Source organism: Nitrospirota bacterium (assembly GCA_040755395.1).
Lineage (GTDB): Bacteria > Nitrospirota > Nitrospiria > Nitrospirales > Nitrospiraceae > DATLZU01.
In genome coordinates this window covers 307,038-326,778 of sequence record JBFMAX010000001.1, presented here as the reverse complement: position 1 = coordinate 326,778, position 19,741 = coordinate 307,038, and the positions used below count along the sequence as shown (strand labels likewise).

Genomic DNA, 19,741 nt, shown 5'->3' with positions numbered 1-19,741 from the left:
GTGAACCTGACGGCTGATAGCTGACTGCTATTTTCTACACAGTGGAGATCCCGATGAGTATTCTTGCGAACAAAGACACCCGGGTGGTGATCCAGGGTGGAGCTGCGGGCTTGAACGCCGCACGCCGCATGGCCGAGTTCTGTTACATGATCAAGCGCCCGCTCAACGTGGACGCATTTGTGTATCCGCCGGACGCGGGCAAGACCAACGAGGTGCCTTACGGCGGCGGTCTGTTGACGATTCCGGTCTACAAGAGCGTCGCGGAGGCGACCGCCAACCATCCGCAGATCAACACGAGTCTCGTTTATATCGGCGCCGACCGGGCGCTTGCCGCGGGAATGGAGGCGCTCAACGATCCGAGGATTCAGCTCGTGTCGATGATCACGGAAGGCGTGCCTGAGAAGGACGCGAAGCTGCTCGGCCGTCACGCGGTCAAGCTGGGCAAGATCTTCAACGGACCCTCCTCGATCGGCATCATTTCGGCGGGCGCCTGCCGGCTCGGCGTCATCGGCGGCGCGTTCGACAACCTCGTCGCCTGCAAGCTCTATCGCGAAGGCTCTTTCGGCGTCATCACGAAATCCGGCGGGCTCTCGAACGAGATCATCTGGATCTGTTCCCAGTTCGCGGACGGCATCACTACCGCGATCGGCATCGGCGGCGACGCCTATCCCGGTACGGATTACGTCACGTATTTGGAAATGTTCGAACAGGATCCTCAGACGAAGGCGGTCGTGATCGTAGGGGAGATGGGCGGCGATTTGGAAGAGCGGGCGGCCGAGTGGTACGGCGCGAAGAAGCGGCGGATCAAACTCCTGGCGGTGGTGTCGGGTTTCTGCCAGGAAAGCCTGCCCAAGGGCATGAAGTTCGGCCACGCCGGGGCAAAAGAGGGGCTGAAAGGCGAAGGGTCGGCCCGCTCGAAGTCCGAAGCGCTCAAGAAGGCCGGTGCGATCGTCCCGCCGACCTTCGGCGCCTTGGGTCCGTCCATCAAGGAAGTGTACGAAGAGTTCGTCAGGACAGGGCAGGTCGTGCCGATCCCCGACTTGAGCCCGGCCGATCTCCCGAAGCTCCCCAAGACCGTCGACGAAGCCATGAAGACCGGCGAAGTCATGGTGGCGCCGCTGATCAAGACCACGATCAGCGACGATCGCGGCGATGAACCGCTGTACGACGGCTATCCTGCCTCGGAATTGATCAACAAAGGTTACGATATTCCCCACATTATCGGTCTCCTGTGGGACAAGCGGCTTATCTCCAAGCAGGAAGCGGAGATCATCAAGCGGATCATCATGTTGTCCGCCGACCACGGTCCCTGCGTGAGCGGCGCGCTCGCCACGATCATCGCGGCCTGCGCCGGCATCGGCATGTCGCAGGCGGTCGCGGCCGGGTTGATCATGATCGGGCCTCGATTCGGCGGCGCCGTCACCGACGCCGGGCGTTACTTCAAATACGCGGTGGACAACAAGATGACGGTGGACGAGTTCCTTTCGTACATGAAGCAAAATGTCGGCCCGGTTCCCGGCATCGGCCATCGCGTGAAGAGCGTGCGAAACCCGGATAAGCGGGTGAAGGAATTGGTCGGATACGTCAAGAGCCTCGGCATCAAAACGCCGCACTTGGACTTCGCCTTGGAGGTCGAAAAGGTGACCTCGGCGAAAAAAGAGAACCTGATCCTGAACGTGGACGGCACGATGGCGGCCGTGCTCGTGGATCTGGGCTTCCCGGTGGACAGCCTGAACGGCTTCTTCATCCTGGCTCGGACGATCGGCCTGATCGGGCATTGGGTCGATCAGAAGCGCCAGGAGAGCCGGCTGATCCGGCTCTTCGATTATCTGGTCAACTATGCCGCGCCGAAGCGGCGCGAGGTGCCGCCTCTGAAATAGCAAGTAGCGAATAGCAAACAGCGAATAGCTTTTGGCTGCTTGCTATGAGCTATTCGCTCTTAGCTGAGAGGAGTTCCATGTCGCTGGAAATAGCCAAAACACTGTATGCGTCGATGCCGGAGAAGCTGGCCAAGGCGCGGAAGAAGTTCGGCCGCGCGCTCACGCTGACGGAAAAGATTCTCGTGTCGCACGCCGACAATTTCGACACGCAGGTGTGGGAACGGGGCAAGGCCATGTTGGCGTTGCGGCCGGATCGGGTCGCGATGCAGGACGCGACGGCGCAGATGGCCATGCTGCAGTTCATGCAGGCCGGCAAGAAGAAGGTCGCCGTGCCCAGCACGATCCATTGCGACCACCTGATTCGGGCGGAAGTCGGCTCGCAGAAAGACCTGCTGCGCGCGATGGACGAAAACCGGGAGGTCTATAACTTCCTCGCCTCGGCCGCGAAGAAGTACGGGATCGGATTCTGGAAGCCCGGCGCTGGCATCATCCACCAGGTCGTCCTCGAAAACTACGCGTTCCCGGGCGGGTTGATGATCGGGACGGATTCCCACACGCCCAACGCGGGCGGTCTCGGCATGCTGGCGATCGGCGTCGGCGGAGCCGACGCGGGCGAGGTCATGGCCGGGCTGCCCTGGGAAGTGCTACATCCGAAGCTGATCGGTGTCCGGCTGACCGGCAAATTGAACGGCTGGGCGTCCCCGAAGGACGTGATTCTGTACATCTGCGGCCTGCTCACCGTGAAGGGGGGCACGAACAAAATTCTGGAGTACTTCGGACCCGGCGCCGAGACGATCAGTTGCACGGGCAAGGGCACGATCACCAACATGGGCGCCGAGCTGGGCGCCACGACCTCGGTCTTTCCCTTCGACCAGAAGATGGTGGCCTATTTGAACCTCACCGATCGGGCGGATATCGCGAACCTGGCCCTGGCGAATCGCGAGTTGCTCACCGCCGATCCGGAAGTGCTGCAGTCGCCGGAGAAGTACTTCGACCAGATCGTCGAAATCGACCTCTCCAAGCTGGAGCCTCACGTCGTCGGGCCGCACACGCCGGACCTGGCCAGACCGATCTCCAAGATGGCGGCGGAAGCCAGGGAAAAAGGCTATCCGGTCGAACTCAAAGCGGCGCTGATCGGCAGTTGCACCAACTCGTCCTACGAGGACATCAGCCGCTCGGCCCACATCGCGCGCCAGGGCTTGAAGGCGGGGCTCAAGGCGAAGACCGCGTTCCTGGTCACGCCCGGCTCCGAGCGAATCTTCCACACGATGAGGCGGGACGGCTTCATGGAGGCGTTCGAGCAGATGGGCGCGACCGTCCTGGCCAATGCCTGCGGTCCTTGTATCGGTCAGTGGAAGCGGGCGGACGCCGTCAAAGGCCGGGCCGATTCGATCGTCAGTTCGTTCAACCGGAACTTCCCCGGCCGCAACGACGGCATCAACGAGACGCTGTCGTTCCTCGCGAGCCCGGAAGTCGTGACGGCGTATGCCTTCGCGGGCGATCTGACCTTCGATCCGGTACGCGGAACGCTGAAAGGGGCGGACGGGAAAGAGTTCAAGTTCGAGCCTCCGCAGGGCGAAGAGTTGCCGGCGAAGGGCTTTGCGAGAGGCGAAGAAGGCTACGTTCCGCCGGCTGAAGACGGCGAGGCGCTCACCGTGGACATTCCGCCCGACAGCGAGCGGCTCCAGTTGCTCCGGCCGTTCCCGCGCTGGGACGGTCAGGACTTTATCAAACTGCCCCTGTTGATCAAGACGAAGGGAAAGACGACGACGGATCACATTTCGCCGGCCGGTCCGTGGCTCAAGTACCGCGGCCACCTGGACAAGATCAGCGACAACATGTTCCTCGGCGCCAACAATGCGTTCTACCCGGAGGTGGGGAAGGGCACCGACGTGCTGACCGGCGAGTCTGGGCTCACGATCGCGCAGATCGCCCGACGCTACAAGGCGAAGGGCATCGGATCGGTCGTAGTCGGCGACGAGAACTACGGCGAGGGGAGCAGCCGCGAGCATGCGGCCATGTCGCCCCGCTATCTGAACGTCCGGGTGGTGCTGACCAAGAGTTTCGCGCGCATCCACGAGACGAATTTGAAGAAACAGGGGATTCTCCCGCTGACGTTCGCTGACCCGGCCGATTACGACAAGATCGAGCAGAACGATCGGATCAGCGTCATGGGATTGAAGGACCTGGCGCCGGGGAAGCCCGTCCGGGTGATCATCCACAAGCCGGATGGAACAGAGATCGCCATCCAGGCGAACCACAGCATGACGGAGCAGCAGATCGGATGGTTCAAGGCCGGGTCGGCCTTGAATGCTCTGAGTTGAACACCAACAGCTTCGCGGTCCGGTGCGGGAGGTTGTGGCGACCTTGGCATTGGACATCGGGCTCAGGCCACCACAAACATCCTTCAATCATCAAGGGAGAGGTGAGGAGATGGGATACGCGAAACTGACACCACCGACGAAGGGGCAAAAAATCACGATGGGACCGGGCGGCAAGCTCAACATCCCGGACAATCCCATCGTGCTGTTCATCGAGGGCGACGGCACCGGGCCGGACATCTGGGCGGCCTCCGTGCGCGTGTTCGACGCGGCGGTGCAAAAGGCTTATGGCGGCAAGCGCAAGATCGAGTGGTTCGAAGTGTACGCCGGCGAGAAGTGCAACAAAATCTACGGGGAAAACACCTGGCTGCACGACGACACCCTGGTCGCTTCCAAGGAATACATGATCGGAATCAAGGGGCCGCTGACGACTCCGGTCGGCGGCGGGTTCCGCAGCATCAACGTGGCCCTTCGGCAACTGCTCGATTTGTATGTCTGCCAGCGCCCGGTCAAGTGGTACACCGGCGTGCCGGCGCCGGTGAAGAAGCCGCACCTGGTCGATATGGTGATCTTCCGGGAAAACAGCGAAGACATCTATGCCGGCATCGAATGGGAGAAGGGCACGCCCGAGGTGAAGAAGGTCATCGACTTCCTGCAGAAGGAAATGGGCGTAAAGAAGATCCGGTTCCCGGAGACGTCCGGCATCGGGGTGAAACCGATCAGCGAAGAAGGCACCCACCGTCTGGTCCGGGCCGCGATCAACTGGGCGCTGGCCAACAAGCGGAAGAGCGTGACCCTGGTGCACAAGGGCAACATCATGAAATTCACCGAGGGCGCGTTCCGCAAATGGGGCTATGAACTGGCGAAGAAGGAATTCCCGGACAAGACGGTCGCCTGGGACGACTGCGGCGGCAATCCGCCTCCCGGGAAGCTGTTGATCAAGGACGCGATCGCGGACAACTTCCTGCAGCAGATTCTGACCCGGCCGGCGGAGTACGACGTGATCGCCACCATGAACCTGAACGGCGACTACATCTCCGACGCCCTTGCGGCGCAGGTGGGCGGCCTCGGCATCGCGCCGGGCGCCAACATCAACTATGTGTCCGGCCATGCCTGGTTCGAGGCGACCCATGGCACCGCGCCCAAGTACGCGGGGCAAGACAAGGTCAATCCCGGGGCGGTCTTGCTATCCGGCGTCATGATGCTGGAGTATATGGGCTGGACCGAAGCGGCGCGCTTGATCGAGAAGGGCATGTCCAAGACCATCGCCAACGGCACGGTCACCTACGATTTCGCCCGCCTCATGAGAGAAGAAGGCCGGACGGATGTGAAAGAAATCAAGTGCTCCGAGTACGGGACGGAGATCATCAGGAACATGGAGTAGGCGTGACACGTGATGCGTGATGGGTTGGAGATCCGAGGGATTTCGTTACCCGTCACGCGTTACGCATCACGCTTCACGGTCTGAAGTGATCGTTCGAGATAAGATGGCGGCCGATTACGATACCCAGAACGTCATCGACCAGGAGGAAATCCTCCGGCCGAAAATGGTGACGGTCGAGATCGCCGGCAAGACGTATCAGGTGCCGGAAGGAATCACCGTCATCAAGGCGCTCTGGTATACGGGACAAGAAGTCGTCCGCGGAGCCGGCTGTCTCGGCGGCTTCTGCGGCGCATGCGCGACCTATTATCGGACGAAAGATGACCCCAAGGTGAAGACCTGTTTGGCCTGCCAGACGGCGGTCGAAGACGGCATGTCGTTCTCCATGGTGCCGCCGTTTCCAGCCCGGAAAGCCACCTACGACATCACCAAACTAGAGGACCCCAAGCAAGACCTCTTCAATCTCTACCCGGAAGCGCCCCTCTGCCGGAACTGCAACGCCTGCACCGAAGCCTGTCCTCAGAAAATCGATGTTCGGGAGGGGGTATGGAAGGCGGTGTTCGGCGATTTCAAAGGCGTATCCGAGATGTTCATGGATTGCGTCATGTGCGGGCTCTGCGCGCCGGTCTGCATCGCCGACATCGCGCCGAATTTCGTCGCACTCTACGTCAGCCGCGTTCAGGGCGCTCATTTCACTCCGAAGCCGGAGCGGCTTGACCGCCGGATCAAAGAAATCCAGGAAGGCCGTTACGACGCGGAGTGGAACAAGATCCTGAACATGAACGACCAAGAGCTAGCGAAGGCGTGCGCCGAACTGAAATAGATTCTAGGCGAGAGGCGAGGGGCTAGAGGCTATGGGCGAAAGAATCAGCGTGTGCGGTCCTTCTTACCGCTCGCCTCTCGCCACGTGTCTCGCGCCGGGTCGGTAACGAATGGACATCCACGTTCTCCAGCAAATCGTGCACAAGACCCGCGATTTTCGGCGCACCCAAACGCTGCCCAAGTATTCGCCCGCCGAGCGCGACACGCTGATCAAAAAGTATCATCCCGATTACCGCGAAAGCGCATACCGGGCAATCCGATTCGGCCCCAACGCCGGCGAGAAGACGGTCGTGGAATTGGCCGCCCTGCTCGAAGGCGACAGCCCGGTTCCGGACGACCTCGACCTGACTCCGGCCTACACGACGGATGTGCTCGTCGTCGGCGGAGGCGGGGCCGGGTGCGCGGCCGCGCTGCACGCGCACGGGCAAGGCGCGAAAGTCATCCTGGCCACGAAGCTCCGCCTCGGCGATTCCAACAGCGTGATGGCCCAGGGTGGCATTCAGGTCTCCGTCGCGCCGGAAGACTCGCCCATCCAACACTTCCTGGACACCCTCAAGGGCGGGCACATGCAGAACGACCACCGGCTGCTCAAGGTGATGGTGGAGGAAGGCCCGTCCATCGCCAAGTGGCTGATCGAGTTGGGGGTGCTCTTCGATCGGGACGCCGACGGCAATCTGCACGTCAAGAGGGGCGGGGGCAGCTCCAAACCCCGGCTCCTGACCTGCTCCGACTATACGGGTCTGGAGATCATGCGGGTGCTCAAGGACGAGGTGTTGAACCGGAAGATCCAGCTTTTGGAGTTTTGCGCCGTCGTCGAACTGCTGAGCGACGATCATGGCGCCTGCACCGGCGCGGTCCTGCGGGATCTCGACAACCAGCGGTTCATCGTCGTCGCGGCCAAAACAGTGATCCTGGCGACCGGCGGCATCGGGCGGCTGCATATTCAGGGTTTCCCGACCAGCAACCACTACGGCGCGACCGGGGACGGGCTCTGCCTGGCCTATCGGATGGGGGCCAAGTTGGTGCAGATCGATACGTTCCAGTACCATCCATCCGGGGCCGTCTATCCGGAGCAATTGGCGGGGGCGCTGGTGACGGAAGGCATCAGATCGGAAGGCGGTCACCTGGTGAACGCGCGCGGCGAGCGGTTCGTCAACGAGCTGGACACCCGCGACGTCGTGTCCTCTTCGATTATCCGCGAGTGCGAAGAGGGGCGAGGCATCCGTACGATGTCCGGCCGGGTCGGCGTCTGGCTGGACACGCCGCTGCTGGAGGTCGAGCACGGGCCGGGGACGCTCGAAAAGCATTTCCCGGCGATGGTCCGCCAGTACGAACGTTTCGGGATCGACATCAGCAAGGATCCGGTGCTGATCTATCCCACGCTGCACTACCAGAACGGCGGCGTGAAGATCGACGTGAACGGCGAGTCCGAGGTGCGGAACCTCTTCGTCGCCGGTGAAGCATCGGGCGGTCTGCACGGACGCAATCGGTTGATGGGCAACTCGCTCCTGGATCTGATGGTGTTCGGGAAGCGCTCGGGCACGACGGCGGCGCAACGGGCCGCCTCGATGTCGCAGGGCAAGTTGACGTTGGACCATCTCGCCCGTTTCCGCGCCGAAGCCCGCAAACACGGAGCGTCCTTCTCCGTCGTCTCGCCGATGGTCTTGCCGGCGTACGCGAAAAAGGAGTAACAGCGAGACATACGCGAAGCGCGAGAAAGGCGCGACTTGCCATAAATTGCAACCAGTCCCGCCTTTCGGGCCAGTCCCGCCCGTCGCGCAGGCAGTTTTCTGAGGAGAACCATGAACATCCATGAATTTCAGGCCAAGCAGTTGTTTGCGCAGTTCGGCGTGCCGGTGCCGCGCGGGAAAGAGATCAAGACGCCCTTGGCGGCGGAGAAATGGGCCGCGCAGTTGAACAGCCCGGTCTTTGTGGTGAAGGCGCAGATTCACGCGGGCGGGCGCGGCAAGGCCGGCGGGGTCAAGATCACGAAGAATCCATCCGACGTACCGGCGCTCGCCAAGGAACTGCTCGGCAAAACGCTGGTCACCCATCAGACGGGGCCGAAGGGCCGCAAGGTTCGGCGGCTTCTCATCGAAGAAGGCGCCGGGATTGAGAAGGAGCTCTATCTGAGCCTGCTGGTCGATCGGGACTCCGGCTGGCCGGTGTTCATCGCCAGCACGGAAGGGGGCATGGAGATCGAAGAGGTCGCCGCGCACACGCCGGAGAAGATTGTCAAAGAGCCGATCGACCCCGCGGTCGGATTCCAAGGCTACAACGGCCGCAATCTGGCGTTCGGACTGGGCCTGCCGTCCATTGAGCCGACCCTGCTCAATCCATTCGTCCAGATGCTCGGCAACCTGTACCGGCTCTTTATGGAAAAGAACGCATCCTTGGTGGAAATCAATCCGCTGGTCATCACGACGGACAAAAAGCTGGTCGCCCTCGACGGCAAGGTGTCCTTCGACGACAACGGCCTGTTCAAGCATGCGGACGTGCAGGCCATGCGCGATCTGCATGAAGAAGACCCGCTCGAGATCGAAGCCGGCGCCAACAACCTCAACTATGTGAAGCTCGACGGCAACATCGGCTGCATGGTCAACGGCGCCGGGCTGGCGATGGCGACGATGGACGTAATCAAGTTGGCCGGCAGCGAGCCGGCCAACTTTCTCGACGTGGGCGGCGGAGCGACCAAGGAGACCGTCGCGGCGGGATTCCGCATCCTGCTCAAGGACAAGAAGGTGAAAGGCATCTTCATCAACATCTTCGGCGGCATCGTGCGGTGCGAGCGGATCGCCCACGGCGTCATCGAGGCGGCGAAAGAAGTGAACATCAAGGTGCCGGTCGTCGTGCGGCTGCAGGGGACGAACGCGGAGGAAGGCCGGAAGCTATTGCTCGAATCCGGGCTGAAAGTCGATGTGGCGACGGATCTGTGGGAGGCGGCGCAGAAGATCGTGGCGATGACGGGGAAGAAGCGGAAGAGGGCGGTGGCGACGGCGTGAGTTGTTGTGGTGGGTCCTGGGCAGCGAGGCTCTTTCCGCTTGCAGCCACAGAGCACCGTTGACCGCTCTAAGCTTCGCCTCCGCTCGGCTGCGGAACTCGCTGTGTCCTTCCCTTCGGGAGACGCAGCTCAAACAGTCCTCGCCGCCGCGTCTGCGACACGACCGCTCCGGCTCAGCAAGAGCGGTGACCCAACGGTGCTCTGATAACGCTCCAAGAGCCTCGCAGCCCGACCGCTTCCAATTTTCGCCCCTCGCCCCCTTGGGGGAGAGGGGAGGGTGACGGGAACCATCGGTAACCCGATCTTCCGCATAATTCGCGAACCAGATCCCGCGCCCTGTGCGGCTTATAAAGCAGAGAGACCTGAATACAATGGACGACAGTTTTCAACTTTCAAAGCTTCACGGCTGGGCTCATCTATGTGCGTACTGTGGAGTGACTGTTAGAGAGGGAGATCCCGACCTAGAGGTTGAGAAGCAATTTCCTGAGGAAGTCGGAGGGTTCCTCTTCAGACGAGTGTGGCATAAAGGATGCCATGAACAATATTTGGACCAGAGTGAAGAAACTTAGGCAACTGCGAGTCAGATTCCGACTTAAAAACCTAGAGTAGGAAATCCGACATGAGCATTTTAGTCGATACGAACACCCGCGTGGTGGTGCAGGGGATTACCGGGAAAGAGGGATCGTTTCATGCGACGCAGTGCAAGGCGTATGGGACGCAGGTGGTGGCGGGGGTGACGCCGGGGAAGGCGGGACAGGAAGTGGAAGGCATTCCCGTCTTCAACACCGTCCGCGAGGCGGTGAAGAAGACTCAGTGCGACACCTCGTTGATCTTCGTGCCGCCGGCCTTCGCTGCGGATGCGATCCTCGAGGCCGCCGATGCCGGCATCAAACTGATCGTCTGCATCACGGAGGGGATTCCGGTGAACGACATGGTCCGCGTGAAGCGCGCGCTGCGCGGGCGCGATGTCCGGCTCATCGGGCCGAATTGTCCCGGCATCATCACGGTCGATGAATGCAAGATCGGCATCATGCCGGGGTTCATCCACAAGCGCGGGGTCGTCGGGGTGGTCTCCCGCAGCGGAACCTTGACCTATGAGGCGGTGCATCAACTGTCCACGCTGGGGCTCGGCGAAACCACCTGCATCGGGATCGGCGGCGATCCCGTGAACGGGACCAGCTTCGTGGACGTCCTGCCGCTGTTCGAGAAAGACCCAGAAACGAAAGCCATCGTCATGATCGGCGAGATCGGCGGCGATGCCGAGGAAAAAGCCGCCGCCTACATCAAAGAGCACATCCGCAAACCGGTGATCGGCTTCATCGCCGGCCTGACCGCGCCGCCGGGCCGCCGCATGGGGCACGCCGGCGCCATCATCACCGGCGGCAAAGGCACGGCCGCCGAGAAAATGGCGTCGCTCGAAGCCGCCGGCGTGCGCGTCGTCCGCAACCCGGCCGAAATCGGCGCGACCGTGAAAGCTGCGCTGAATCGCTGATTGATGCGCAGCGACTGAATACGTCCCAATCCACCTGTTCCACGTCTGCACTATTTGCTTCCCCCGCACGTTCAATCGTGTTACCCTCAGCGCATCAATGAGGCCACACAGCCTCCGGTCCGTCAACGATTCACGACAGGGCGTTCGGCGCTGATGGGAAAAACCCGGTCGGCGCAAGAGCCATTCAGGTCAATTCCAACCTCACAGAGATAGGATCGGCCTCCCCTCGGAGACTCGGCGGCACACAACGGAGCCCCGGTTCCTGTCCTTAACACAGAGAGGAGGCCGCGATGCTCACCTTCCTGGTCCACGTCCGCGACCCGCAGTTTTACGCCCTCCCGGCCAAGACTCGTGCAAAGAACGGACACATCCGGGTGATGGGGTTCCCTCCGATCGGCATCATGTCGCTCTCGGCCGTGCTGAAGCAAGCGGGCCATGAATGCGTCATGTTCGACCAGGCGAATCCGGAGACGCCCAATGAGGTCATCGTCGAGGAAATCAGGCGGCGGCGGCCGGCCCTTGTCGGGTTGAGCTTCCTCAGCACGACCAGTTACCCCTACGCGAAGATCCTGGCCCGCCAGATTCGCGCGACGAATGAAAGGGTGAAGCTGGCGTTCGGAGGGGTGTTCGCCAGCCTCAATGCCCCGCTGGTCAAGCTGCAATGTCCCGAAGTGGACTTCATCTGCCGCGGCGACGGCGAACAGCTCATCCTCGATCTCGTGGAACGGTTGGACGATCCGGAGGGTGTCGGAGGGCTCACGTGGGCGAAGGACGGCCGTGTCGTGAACAATCCGAACCGGCCGATGGAACGCCGCCTCGATCAGTGGCCGTTTCCCGACCGCGAAAGCCTGCCGCTGGACTTCGTCGAATCCATGCCGCTGGACGTGCCGGCGGTGCTTTCCATGGAACGGTTCACCACCATGCAGACCTCGCGCGGCTGTCCGTGGCCCTGCGTGTTCTGCGATATTCCGATCTTCAATGAAGGGAAGTGGCGCTCCCGGAGTCCGCAGCATGTCGTGGAGGAGTTCAAGCATCTCCAGGATCTCGGGTATGGCTCGGTCTATTTCGTGGACGATCACTTCCTGCTGCAGCCCAAACGCATCGAGGCGATCTGCAAGGGCATCAACGACAATGGCCTTACGATTCAGTGGGGCTGCGAGGGACGGGTGGACTCGGTCGCGCAGCATCTGTTCCCCGCCATGGCCGAAGCGCACTGCCGGACTCTGATGTTCGGACTCGAGAGCGGCAGTCAGAAGGTGCTCGATCGGTTAAAGAAAGAGCAGACGCTGGCGGAAGCCGAGACGGCGGTCAGGAACGCCAAGCAGGCCGGCATCGAGATCGTGCACGGGTTCTTCGTCGTCGGCAATCCGGATGAGACGGCTGAAGAAGTGAAGGCCACTTTCGACTTTGCCGCGAGAATTCCGCTCGATACCTTCGGGTTCAATCGCCTCTGCGTGTATCGCGGGACGCCGCTGTGGCAGGAATATGTCAAGCGCGGGTTGGTCAGCGAATCAACCGATTGGTACAAGTACTTCAAATGCTCCGAGATCGACCCGACCTGCCTCCCCGGCGAAGTGATCAACGATGAGCGCCGTGTCGGGTTGCGGCGGCTGTTCCTCTACAAGCTGCTGCATTATCCGATGCAAACGTTCAAGCTGCTGCGGCGCTTTCTCCGTTATATGCCGGTACGAGACGTGGCCTATCTGATCATCAAGCCGTTCCTCGGACAGAAGAAAGGGGCGACGAAGGCCGAGGTCCTCTCGCGCGCCGTTGAGCACGGAGCGATGAAGGACGCTGCGGCCCACCTCACGCAACTGACGGATGACATGCTCAACCACGTGCTGCAGGAGTCGGCGGCCGAGCGCCTGCGCATTCAGAGCGAGGCGGAGGGTCCAAGGGAACTGCCCATGGTCTCGGCTCGATGATGAGCGATCGACGATCAGCTTCCCGCAAGTCGGAGCAGATGATCAGCCCACACCCACGGCGAGCCTTCGTCTTCGTGTTTGAGGTACACGAAGCACTCTTTCCCGGCTTGAGCCTCCTTCTCCAGCCATTCGGCCCACTCGGCTAGCGCCGTCTCGTCATATGCGCTGCGACGGAGGCGGACGTAGCAGAAACCGGCCGTGTCGCGACGTTCAGCCGGTTGCTCATCCGTATCGGCGGCCGCCCAGGCGACCCCATGCTGTGTCAGCAGCTTTTCTACCTCGGCCACGCGCCACGAGTCGTGGCGAAACTCGACGGCCCAGCGAAAGCCCTGCGGCAGCTTGCCGAGGAAATCGGCAAGACGAGCATCATCGCGTCGCAGGTTCGGCGGCAGTTGCAGCAGGATCGGGCCGAGACGCCGGCTCTCAGCCAGCGGCGCCAGCCGGTCCAGCATGAGCTGCGCGAACGACAGCGCCTCCGGCTTCAGCCGGGACATGTGGGTGATCTGGCGATGGGCTTTGGGTGCAAAGAAAAAGGTCGAGGGAGTCTGCTCGATCCACGACCGAACGGTCTGTTCGGTCGGCAGGCGATACCAGACTCCATCAAGCTCGACGGTCCGGTAGCGGGTGGCGTAGTAGCGAAGGAACTCGGACGATTTCAGACCTTCCGGGTAGAAGCGCCCCGGTCCCTGCCAGGGTTTGTAAGAATACCCGGAGAGGCCGATGAAGATGTGGGCCATGGACGAGCCGCCGCCGGTTACCAGCTATTCGCTATGAGCTGCCAGCTATGAGCTATCAGCCCTCAGCCGTCAGCTTTACACGGAGATGCCCCAGAGTGTCTTTGCCGCGATACCGATGGCATAGGTAATGGTGACGGCCGCGGTGATGATCACGAGGTTCATGACGATCCGGCGCCGCACATTCATGCCGGACAGGAAGGCGAGAATCGTGGAGACGACAATAATGACGAGACCGGCCGTCAGCACGGAAAACAAGGCATTCGTCGCGCCGAAGAGGACCGGCAAGACCGGCACGAGCGCGCCGATAAAGTAGCTCAAGCCGACGACCACGGCCGACCCGAAGGGCTGTTCCTCCATATCGGTCGAACCGCTCGCCTTCCCCAAGAACTGCTTCTTCAAGGACTCGGTCGATTTCACCTCCTTCTCGGAATTCAACGCCAAGAAGGCGCCGGCCGCCATCGAGAGCGAGCCCGCCACGGCGGTCGTCGAGGCCGCGATCAAGACCGTCACGGCGTCGCCGAAGGCGCCGAAGAACCCGCTCACGGCTCCGAGGATTTCGACCAGCCCGTCGTTCAATCCCAGGAAGATGTTCCGGATCTTCTCCGCGTTGATCTTTCGCTCGGTCAGTTGCGTGACGAGCGCGTCCTCATGTTTGAACTCGTCCATGAGAATGCCTTCGAGCGCCTCGCCCAAAGGCTGGCCCTTGTAACTTTTCCAGAGCGCGAGATACTTCCGCACGCCATAGACTTCGATCGCTTCGAGAATCAGATGGACCGCCGTGGTTCCGAACAGCCGGCACGCCAGGACGATGACGCGCAGCTTCACGCGCCGGCCAAGATCGAGGGTATCCAACGTGGAATCGAAGAACTTCTGCCAGAACGCCAGATGCTGAATTTCCACCTGGATCAACTCATCGAGCACTTTCTTCGCGTCCTCATCGGACGAGATCTCCCGCAGCGCTCGATAGAGCGACAGGTCGAACCGCTCGTCCAGGATGAGCGTCCGGGCGAGCTCGGGATCATGGCGGTGAAGAGTCCCCATTGTCGGACCTCGAGGAGAAAAGTTGAGCGGATTATACCAGAGTCAGGCCGGAGAACCGGGAGCGGCGTACGCGTGGCGCCTCCGAGAGCCTATGAAATCATTGAACTATCCCGGACGCGTTCTATGCGGCTTGACCGGGCTGCTCTTTGCGCGTAGGATGAAAGCCTGACGTGTCGAGTTTCGTTGACTGTCCTATCCTTCGCGCTTCCTGATCCTTCCCAGCGCGATCGATTCCCCGGTCTCCGTCGCTTCTCCGCCAGAGTTTCTTTGAAGCGCGGCATTCCCCGGCGTTGAACGCCGGTCCTTGCATCTTTCGTGAGCTGAAAACAGGAATGGCCGTCCGTGTCTTCTGCGAAGCACTCGTCGGCAAGACTTGCGGAGTGATCGAAGGAGACCCGGGACCGTCGTTGGTTGAAGGAGACGAGGCATGAACGGACTGTGGTCGCAGATCAAAACATTCTGGCTACGCCGCTTCCGGAGGGAACCGAAATATTCCCACTATGCCTGCATCGTATGGGGGCGAACGTTGAGGAAAGTATCGTGACCGCAAACGGCGTGCGGGCCAGAGCCCGGAAAGGCTAACAGATGCACTGCCCACGGTGTGACGGCTTGATGATACCTGTCAGAATGAAGGAAACGGCGAGCGGCGAGACGATCTCGGGGTGGCGATGCCTGCTGTGCGGCGAGGCCACCGACCCCGGTATCGAAGCCAATCGAAAAGGTCACCACGAGCCGATTCGGAGCCGGGCCCGTCTTCCCGGCGCAGTGGTGGCGGTATCCGGCCGGCCGAAGCTCGCGGAGTCCAACAATTGAACGAATGAAGCCCGATCTCGCTTCGGGCGCCAGGATCCAGGGTCATGACCGGTGGTTGGACAGACGAGATGACGGGGTGCGCGCTTCATGCCGGGGCCTCCGAGGAAGCGTCAACCCCTGAGACTCCGAACAAGACGCCGAAGCAAAAAGGAGGTGAATGCAAATGGAGAATGTGAGTTCTGTCATCGATGGGTCGATCGCGGTCGCGGGGGTCATCGTTGCCCTCGTCGTGTCAGGTTGGGCGCTGATAGCCTCCCAGTCAGCCGGCGCCGGCAAGAGGGAGACCGCCGTCGGCGATCTTCGTACGACGAGGAAGAAAGCAGCATAACGCGAACATGGAGAAATGGAGAAAAGGAGAAACGCATCATGAGAACCGATCTGTTCATCGGTCGCACGGTCATTCTCGCGACGCTTACACTGACGTCGTGGCTCCCTCCACTGTCAACCTATGCAGCGGAGCAGTCTCCCGGATCGGGGATTCCAGAGATCATGGGAACGCGGCCCTCCGCGCAACCGGAGATGTCCTCGGTCCGGCCTGCTCCGGCGCAATCCACCTGGGTGGATGAGATCAGGAACTCGCTGGGCATCTACAAAACCAACTATCCCGCGTCCGATTTTTCCCCTTATCTGGCGAAGTTGGACCTGGTCCGGAACGCGCTGGGCCGTGGAGATCGCCGAGCCGTGAAAGCCGAGATGGGCGCGTTCTTCAGAATGCTCGCCAAGCGGGATCATGGTATCAGCGATGTCGCGGCGGAAGAGTTGACCAACTTCGCGCAGATGGTCACACCGCTCGATGAGTACGGGATCGCGGTGCCAAGGTCCGCGGCCGGGCAGTATGGGACGGAGGTGCCCAGACCCGGCTCAGCGCAGTAGAAATGCGTTGGTCTGTGCCTTCAGACCATCCCCTCATCCCGTCCTTGCCCTGAGACCAAGAGAGGTCGGATGAGAGGGATGGTCTCGGCGAAGCGAGACGCTGGGAAGCCTGAGAGAGAAAAGGATTGCCATGTTACCACAAGAGACTGTTGCCGATCGGATCCTTGAAGCCGTGCGACGCGCTCCCGGCTGTCAGCTCGATGACTTGGTGCTGAGCTTGTCGGGTGTCACGTGGAACCAGGTCTTTCTCGCAGTCGATCGCATGAGCCGGACCGGACAGGTGTGCGTGACATCAGTGGGCGAAGGAACCTACATGGTCGAGTTGCCGCACGCCCCGAAAGGGGAAAAACCCACGAAGCTCAAACCTTCCTCTTCGAAGCGCGAGAGAAAGCGAGAACCGTCAGGCGCTCTTCCGGAATCGCTGAATGACAAGGCCGACGGAGTTCATTCGCGAGCCGGGTTCGAACAAAGCCGCTGAGCCTGTCAACCTTCGCGAAGGAGGTCGAGACCCTGGCAAGGTCCCGAAAACTGTCTGTGCCGATTGCCGGTCTCCTGGAAAAGATGAAACTCCATCTCACGCGGAGGTCTCCCATGCTATGCGTCGCCGGACTGCTGACAATCCTAGCCGGGCTGGTCGCGATCGACGTCGCTGCGCCGGCGTTGGCGGAAAGTCGCCGAGCGGCTGAGGCGGAGGCCCGCAAGCACGGCGCTCCGATGGTGTGGGTTTCAGACGGGACGTTTATCATGGGGAGCCCGACGGGCTCCAAGGTTCAACCTTCTCATGAGGTGTATCTTCACGCGTTCTATATCGACAAGTACGAGGTGACGACGGCACGTTACGCGAAGTTCCTGAACGCAACCGGGCACAATCAGCCGAGGCTCGTGCCGATGTTGTGGGAGCAAGTCAACTTGCCCTATGACGGCGATCGGCCGGTGATCGGAGTCACATGGAGGGCAGCAGAGGCCTTCTGTCGTTGGGTCGGCAAGCGCCTGCCCACCGAGGCCGAGTGGGAAAAAGCGGCGCGAGGGACGGATGGACGCACATACCCCTGGGGCGATGCCGACCCGACCTTCACGCTGGCGAATTACAACAAGCTCGTTACACGCCATACCTACAGTGACAGTCTCAGGCCGGTGGGCAGTTATGAAACCGGCCAGAGTCCTTATGGGATTTACGACATGGCCGGGAACGCGTCGGAGTGGGTGGCGGACTGGTACGATGAGAAGTATTACGCCACGAGCCCGAAGAGTAATCCGAAGGGGCCGGCCAGCGGCGACCAGAAGGTGCTCCGAGGCGGGTCGTTTAGGGCTTCACCGACCGACCTGAATTCAACAACTCGGGAGAGCTACTTGCCTGTGGACAAGGTCCTCTACGCGGGGATCCGGTGCGCCCAAGACGCCTTCTAGTCGTGTGCCCTCTTCATGGCAACGGGATATCATCCTGCTGTCGGGAAAACAGTCGTCCTCTTACGAGGCTGGGGAAAAGTTAGCGGCAGGGGGAAGTGGATATGTCATGACATACCAAGTGAGGGAAGGGCCTAACCCATGTCTGATCTGGACGAAGCCAAGCAGAAGCTGAGCGAGATGGTGCGTATGATGAATCCTCGGCTCGTGTGCAAGATTCCCGAAGAGACGGAACACGGTTTCTTTCAGATTACCATTATGAACGAAGAGAAATCCCTGTGCTTTCCTCTGTCCGAGGATGATTTGTTTGATTTCATAGAAGATCCGAGCCGCATGAAACAGATTCGCGGCGAGATGGAGCAACTGATTCGTGATCTGAGGTCTTGAGGTCCCGTGGAGGGAGAAGCTATCCAAGTCCCGATAATACTGCTTGACTCCATTGTCCTTTGCGCGTAGCGTGAAACCATGACGTATTGAGCCACGCCGACTGTCCTATCTTTCGCGCTTTTTGCTATCTCCCTGCGCGACTGATTCCCCGGTCTCCGCCGCTTCTACGCTAGAGTTTCCCCGTGGTTCGTTGCAATCGCCCGGCGTTGATCACACGATCGGTGTTTGGGGAAGGACACTCCTGACATTCCAACGTACTCATGAAAGAGAACGGTGAACGGGATGTATCCGATTCTCGCGCTGTTGGGAATCATGTTGCTGACTTGGGGGGCGGCCGTGTGGGCTTCCATTCGGGAGGAGAAGCCATAAGCCGGGGAGCCGCCTCTCAGGAGGGCACGGTCAACCGGCCGGGTGCATCGAGGCATGCGGACGCGTCGTGCGCGTAGGGACCATCCTTCTTCCGCAGTCGAATGACAACACAGAGGAGCATCATGAGTGCCATCCAGACCTTTGTTCAGTGGGTCACGCACTCTCCGTTCACCGCCGCCGCGCTGTTCTTTGGCGGAGCTGTGGTCGCGGTGACGCTGTACACCTACGTGTACGACTACAAGGAGTGGCCCGACCGGGACTAGTCGCCCTCATCTCCTCCCCGGCTGCGGAGACGTTGGCGGAGGATCCGGCGCAGAAGACATCACCAGACACAGGAGGGCAAGATGAACCAGGAGCCATTCACAGCGAGTTGGGACCAACTCAAGGGCGCGCTGAAGACGCAGTGGGGAAGGATCACGGACGAAGACCTCCTCCAGATCGCGGGCGATCTGGACAAGTTCAAGGGAACCATCCAGAAGCGGTACGGCGAATTGCAAAAAGAAGAGGTCTGCAAGTGGGCGAATCGCTGGTACGCCCGGTGGACCGGACAGTATCAAGAGTATGAAGAGGCAACGTCCAGTTCCTGATCGGGTCCCGAGCGCCATCGCGGTCAGACGGCGGAATCCCGGTACCGCCGACCGAGGCGCCCGGGAGGCAGAGCAGAACTGAGAGAGGGAGATCAGTCCATGAGAAAGATCGTGATCAATACGAGCTATGGAGATCAGCGCTACGGAGGATTTTCCCTCAGCCATAGGGCCCTGCTGCGGCTGCGAGAATTGGGGCAACCGGAGGCGCTCAAGGAACCGGACCTGGGCGCGTATTGGCCCCAAGGGGCGACGCCGCAAGAGCCGAGTTTGAATCAGTGCGGCCTGCTCATTCCCCGAGACGATGAGAAGCTCGTGCAGGTGGTGGAAGAACTGGGCGTCGAGGCCAATGGGCACGGCGCGGCGCTGAAGATTGTGGAGATACCGCCGGATGTCACCTGGGAGATCGAGAAGGTTGGCGGAGTGGAGCACGTGAGCGAGCGCCACCGCACGTGGCGCTGATGAGCCGAGCCCGATGAGGCCGCTCCATGGAACAGGGCGTCGGGACCGACGAGTTCGGACATGACGAGCCGGTTGGACGCGTTGGACGCGCGATGCATTAGACGCATGAGAGGGTTTCCTATGTCCACGAGAGGAGTTACGGTCTTGAATGTGCTCCTGGCCGCGAGCACGGGTCTGCTGTCAATCGCTGCGCCGAGTTTCGCCGGCTCGATGATCATCGTCGGGAACGGCCCTGAACTCCCGATCATC

18 protein-coding genes are annotated in these 19,741 nt (G+C 61.1%); 16 read left to right on the top strand and 2 right to left on the bottom strand.

The features are described from left to right. The first annotated feature begins 53 nt into the window (after positions 1-53). The 8 genes from AB1555_01665 to AB1555_01630 all read left to right on the top strand — a co-directional run bounded on the left by AB1555_01665 (position 54) and on the right by AB1555_01630 (position 12,822). The gene (locus AB1555_01665) at positions 54-1,880 is read left to right on the top strand and encodes a citrate/2-methylcitrate synthase (GenBank protein ID MEW6245395.1); all 1,827 of its coding nucleotides are present in this window, start codon (positions 54-56) and stop codon (positions 1,878-1,880) included. A 77-nt stretch (positions 1,881-1,957) separates the two neighbouring features. Continuing rightward, positions 1,958-4,204, top strand: a complete 2,247-nt coding sequence (locus AB1555_01660; GenBank protein MEW6245394.1) for an aconitate hydratase — start codon at positions 1,958-1,960, stop codon at positions 4,202-4,204. Positions 4,205-4,313: 109 nt separating this feature from the next. Further along, positions 4,314-5,585, top strand: a complete 1,272-nt coding sequence (icd, locus tag AB1555_01655; protein MEW6245393.1) for an NADP-dependent isocitrate dehydrogenase — start codon at positions 4,314-4,316, stop codon at positions 5,583-5,585. Positions 5,586-5,670: 85 nt separating this feature from the next. Next, positions 5,671-6,405, top strand: a complete 735-nt coding sequence (locus AB1555_01650; protein ID MEW6245392.1) for a 2Fe-2S iron-sulfur cluster-binding protein — start codon at positions 5,671-5,673, stop codon at positions 6,403-6,405. 109 nt (positions 6,406-6,514) lie between these two features. Beyond that, positions 6,515-8,095, top strand: a complete 1,581-nt coding sequence (locus AB1555_01645; protein MEW6245391.1) for an FAD-dependent oxidoreductase — start codon at positions 6,515-6,517, stop codon at positions 8,093-8,095. A gap of 111 nt (positions 8,096-8,206) precedes the next feature. Beyond that, positions 8,207-9,406 (top strand): ADP-forming succinate--CoA ligase subunit beta, encoded by a 1,200-nt coding sequence (gene sucC, locus AB1555_01640; protein ID MEW6245390.1) that lies wholly within the window; start codon positions 8,207-8,209, stop codon positions 9,404-9,406. Positions 9,407-10,024: 618 nt separating this feature from the next. Continuing rightward, positions 10,025-10,897: a succinate--CoA ligase subunit alpha gene (gene sucD, locus AB1555_01635; protein MEW6245389.1), complete on the top strand. Its 873-nt coding sequence runs from the start codon at positions 10,025-10,027 to the stop codon at positions 10,895-10,897. A 290-nt stretch (positions 10,898-11,187) separates the two neighbouring features. After that, positions 11,188-12,822: a radical SAM protein gene (locus AB1555_01630; protein MEW6245388.1), complete on the top strand. Its 1,635-nt coding sequence runs from the start codon at positions 11,188-11,190 to the stop codon at positions 12,820-12,822. A 14-nt stretch (positions 12,823-12,836) separates the two neighbouring features. On the opposite strand, the gene AB1555_01625 is transcribed toward AB1555_01630, so the two are convergent. Together AB1555_01625 and AB1555_01620 are read right to left on the bottom strand one after the other, a co-directional pair. Continuing rightward, positions 12,837-13,559 (bottom strand): DUF72 domain-containing protein, encoded by a 723-nt coding sequence (locus AB1555_01625; GenBank protein MEW6245387.1) that lies wholly within the window; start codon positions 13,557-13,559, stop codon positions 12,837-12,839. Between the two features lie 75 nt (positions 13,560-13,634). Continuing rightward, complete coding sequence (locus AB1555_01620; GenBank protein ID MEW6245386.1) at positions 13,635-14,600, bottom strand: VIT1/CCC1 transporter family protein; 966 nt, start codon at positions 14,598-14,600, stop codon at positions 13,635-13,637. A gap of 612 nt (positions 14,601-15,212) precedes the next feature. Here AB1555_01620 and AB1555_01615 point away from each other — a divergent pair. The 8 genes from AB1555_01615 to AB1555_01580 all read left to right on the top strand — a co-directional run bounded on the left by AB1555_01615 (position 15,213) and on the right by AB1555_01580 (position 19,492). Then, positions 15,213-15,413, top strand: a complete 201-nt coding sequence (locus AB1555_01615) for a hypothetical protein (protein MEW6245385.1) — start codon at positions 15,213-15,215, stop codon at positions 15,411-15,413. Positions 15,414-15,576: 163 nt separating this feature from the next. Further along, complete coding sequence (locus AB1555_01610) at positions 15,577-15,741, top strand: hypothetical protein (protein ID MEW6245384.1); 165 nt, start codon at positions 15,577-15,579, stop codon at positions 15,739-15,741. A gap of 38 nt (positions 15,742-15,779) precedes the next feature. Continuing rightward, on the top strand, positions 15,780-16,286 hold the full coding sequence (locus AB1555_01605; GenBank protein MEW6245383.1) for a hypothetical protein: 507 nt from the start codon (positions 15,780-15,782) through the stop codon (positions 16,284-16,286). Between the two features lie 591 nt (positions 16,287-16,877). Then, positions 16,878-17,693 carry a formylglycine-generating enzyme family protein gene (locus AB1555_01600; protein MEW6245382.1) on the top strand — a complete coding sequence of 272 codons (816 nt, stop codon included), beginning with the start codon at positions 16,878-16,880 and terminating at the stop codon, positions 17,691-17,693. 138 nt (positions 17,694-17,831) lie between these two features. Beyond that, a complete protein-coding gene (locus AB1555_01595) occupies positions 17,832-18,077 on the top strand; it encodes a hypothetical protein (GenBank protein ID MEW6245381.1) in 246 nt (81 codons plus the stop codon). A gap of 491 nt (positions 18,078-18,568) precedes the next feature. After that, on the top strand, positions 18,569-18,709 hold the full coding sequence (locus AB1555_01590; GenBank protein ID MEW6245380.1) for a hypothetical protein: 141 nt from the start codon (positions 18,569-18,571) through the stop codon (positions 18,707-18,709). Positions 18,710-18,790: 81 nt separating this feature from the next. Then, entirely contained in the window at positions 18,791-19,033 is a 243-nt protein-coding gene (locus AB1555_01585; GenBank protein MEW6245379.1) for a CsbD family protein, read from the top strand. Between the two features lie 99 nt (positions 19,034-19,132). Further along, the gene (locus AB1555_01580) at positions 19,133-19,492 is read left to right on the top strand and encodes a hypothetical protein (protein MEW6245378.1); all 360 of its coding nucleotides are present in this window, start codon (positions 19,133-19,135) and stop codon (positions 19,490-19,492) included. The last annotated feature ends 249 nt before the right edge of the window (positions 19,493-19,741 follow it).

Excerpts from the sequence above, each read along its gene's own strand:
- AB1555_01590 (MEW6245380.1), top strand. The coding sequence starts at position 18,569 with ATGAGTGCCATCCAGACCTTTGTTCAGTGGGTCACGCACTCTCCGTTC.
- AB1555_01665 (MEW6245395.1), top strand. The coding sequence starts at position 54 with ATGAGTATTCTTGCGAACAAAGACACCCGGGTGGTGATCCAGGGTGGA.
- AB1555_01620 (MEW6245386.1), bottom strand. The coding sequence starts at position 14,600 with ATGGGGACTCTTCACCGCCATGATCCCGAGCTCGCCCGGACGCTCATC.
- AB1555_01660 (MEW6245394.1), top strand. The coding sequence starts at position 1,958 with ATGTCGCTGGAAATAGCCAAAACACTGTATGCGTCGATGCCGGAGAAG.
- AB1555_01600 (MEW6245382.1), top strand. The coding sequence starts at position 16,878 with ATGCTATGCGTCGCCGGACTGCTGACAATCCTAGCCGGGCTGGTCGCG.
- AB1555_01580 (MEW6245378.1), top strand. The coding sequence starts at position 19,133 with ATGAGAAAGATCGTGATCAATACGAGCTATGGAGATCAGCGCTACGGA.
- sucC (MEW6245390.1), top strand. The coding sequence starts at position 8,207 with ATGAACATCCATGAATTTCAGGCCAAGCAGTTGTTTGCGCAGTTCGGC.
- sucD (MEW6245389.1), top strand. The coding sequence starts at position 10,025 with ATGAGCATTTTAGTCGATACGAACACCCGCGTGGTGGTGCAGGGGATT.
- AB1555_01595 (MEW6245381.1), top strand. The coding sequence starts at position 17,832 with ATGTCTGATCTGGACGAAGCCAAGCAGAAGCTGAGCGAGATGGTGCGT.
- icd (MEW6245393.1), top strand. The coding sequence starts at position 4,314 with ATGGGATACGCGAAACTGACACCACCGACGAAGGGGCAAAAAATCACG.
- AB1555_01625 (MEW6245387.1), bottom strand. The coding sequence starts at position 13,559 with ATGGCCCACATCTTCATCGGCCTCTCCGGGTATTCTTACAAACCCTGG.
- AB1555_01605 (MEW6245383.1), top strand. The coding sequence starts at position 15,780 with ATGAGAACCGATCTGTTCATCGGTCGCACGGTCATTCTCGCGACGCTT.
- AB1555_01585 (MEW6245379.1), top strand. The coding sequence starts at position 18,791 with ATGAACCAGGAGCCATTCACAGCGAGTTGGGACCAACTCAAGGGCGCG.
- AB1555_01630 (MEW6245388.1), top strand. The coding sequence starts at position 11,188 with ATGCTCACCTTCCTGGTCCACGTCCGCGACCCGCAGTTTTACGCCCTC.
- AB1555_01615 (MEW6245385.1), top strand. The coding sequence starts at position 15,213 with ATGATACCTGTCAGAATGAAGGAAACGGCGAGCGGCGAGACGATCTCG.
- AB1555_01610 (MEW6245384.1), top strand. The coding sequence starts at position 15,577 with ATGGAGAATGTGAGTTCTGTCATCGATGGGTCGATCGCGGTCGCGGGG.
- AB1555_01645 (MEW6245391.1), top strand. The coding sequence starts at position 6,515 with ATGGACATCCACGTTCTCCAGCAAATCGTGCACAAGACCCGCGATTTT.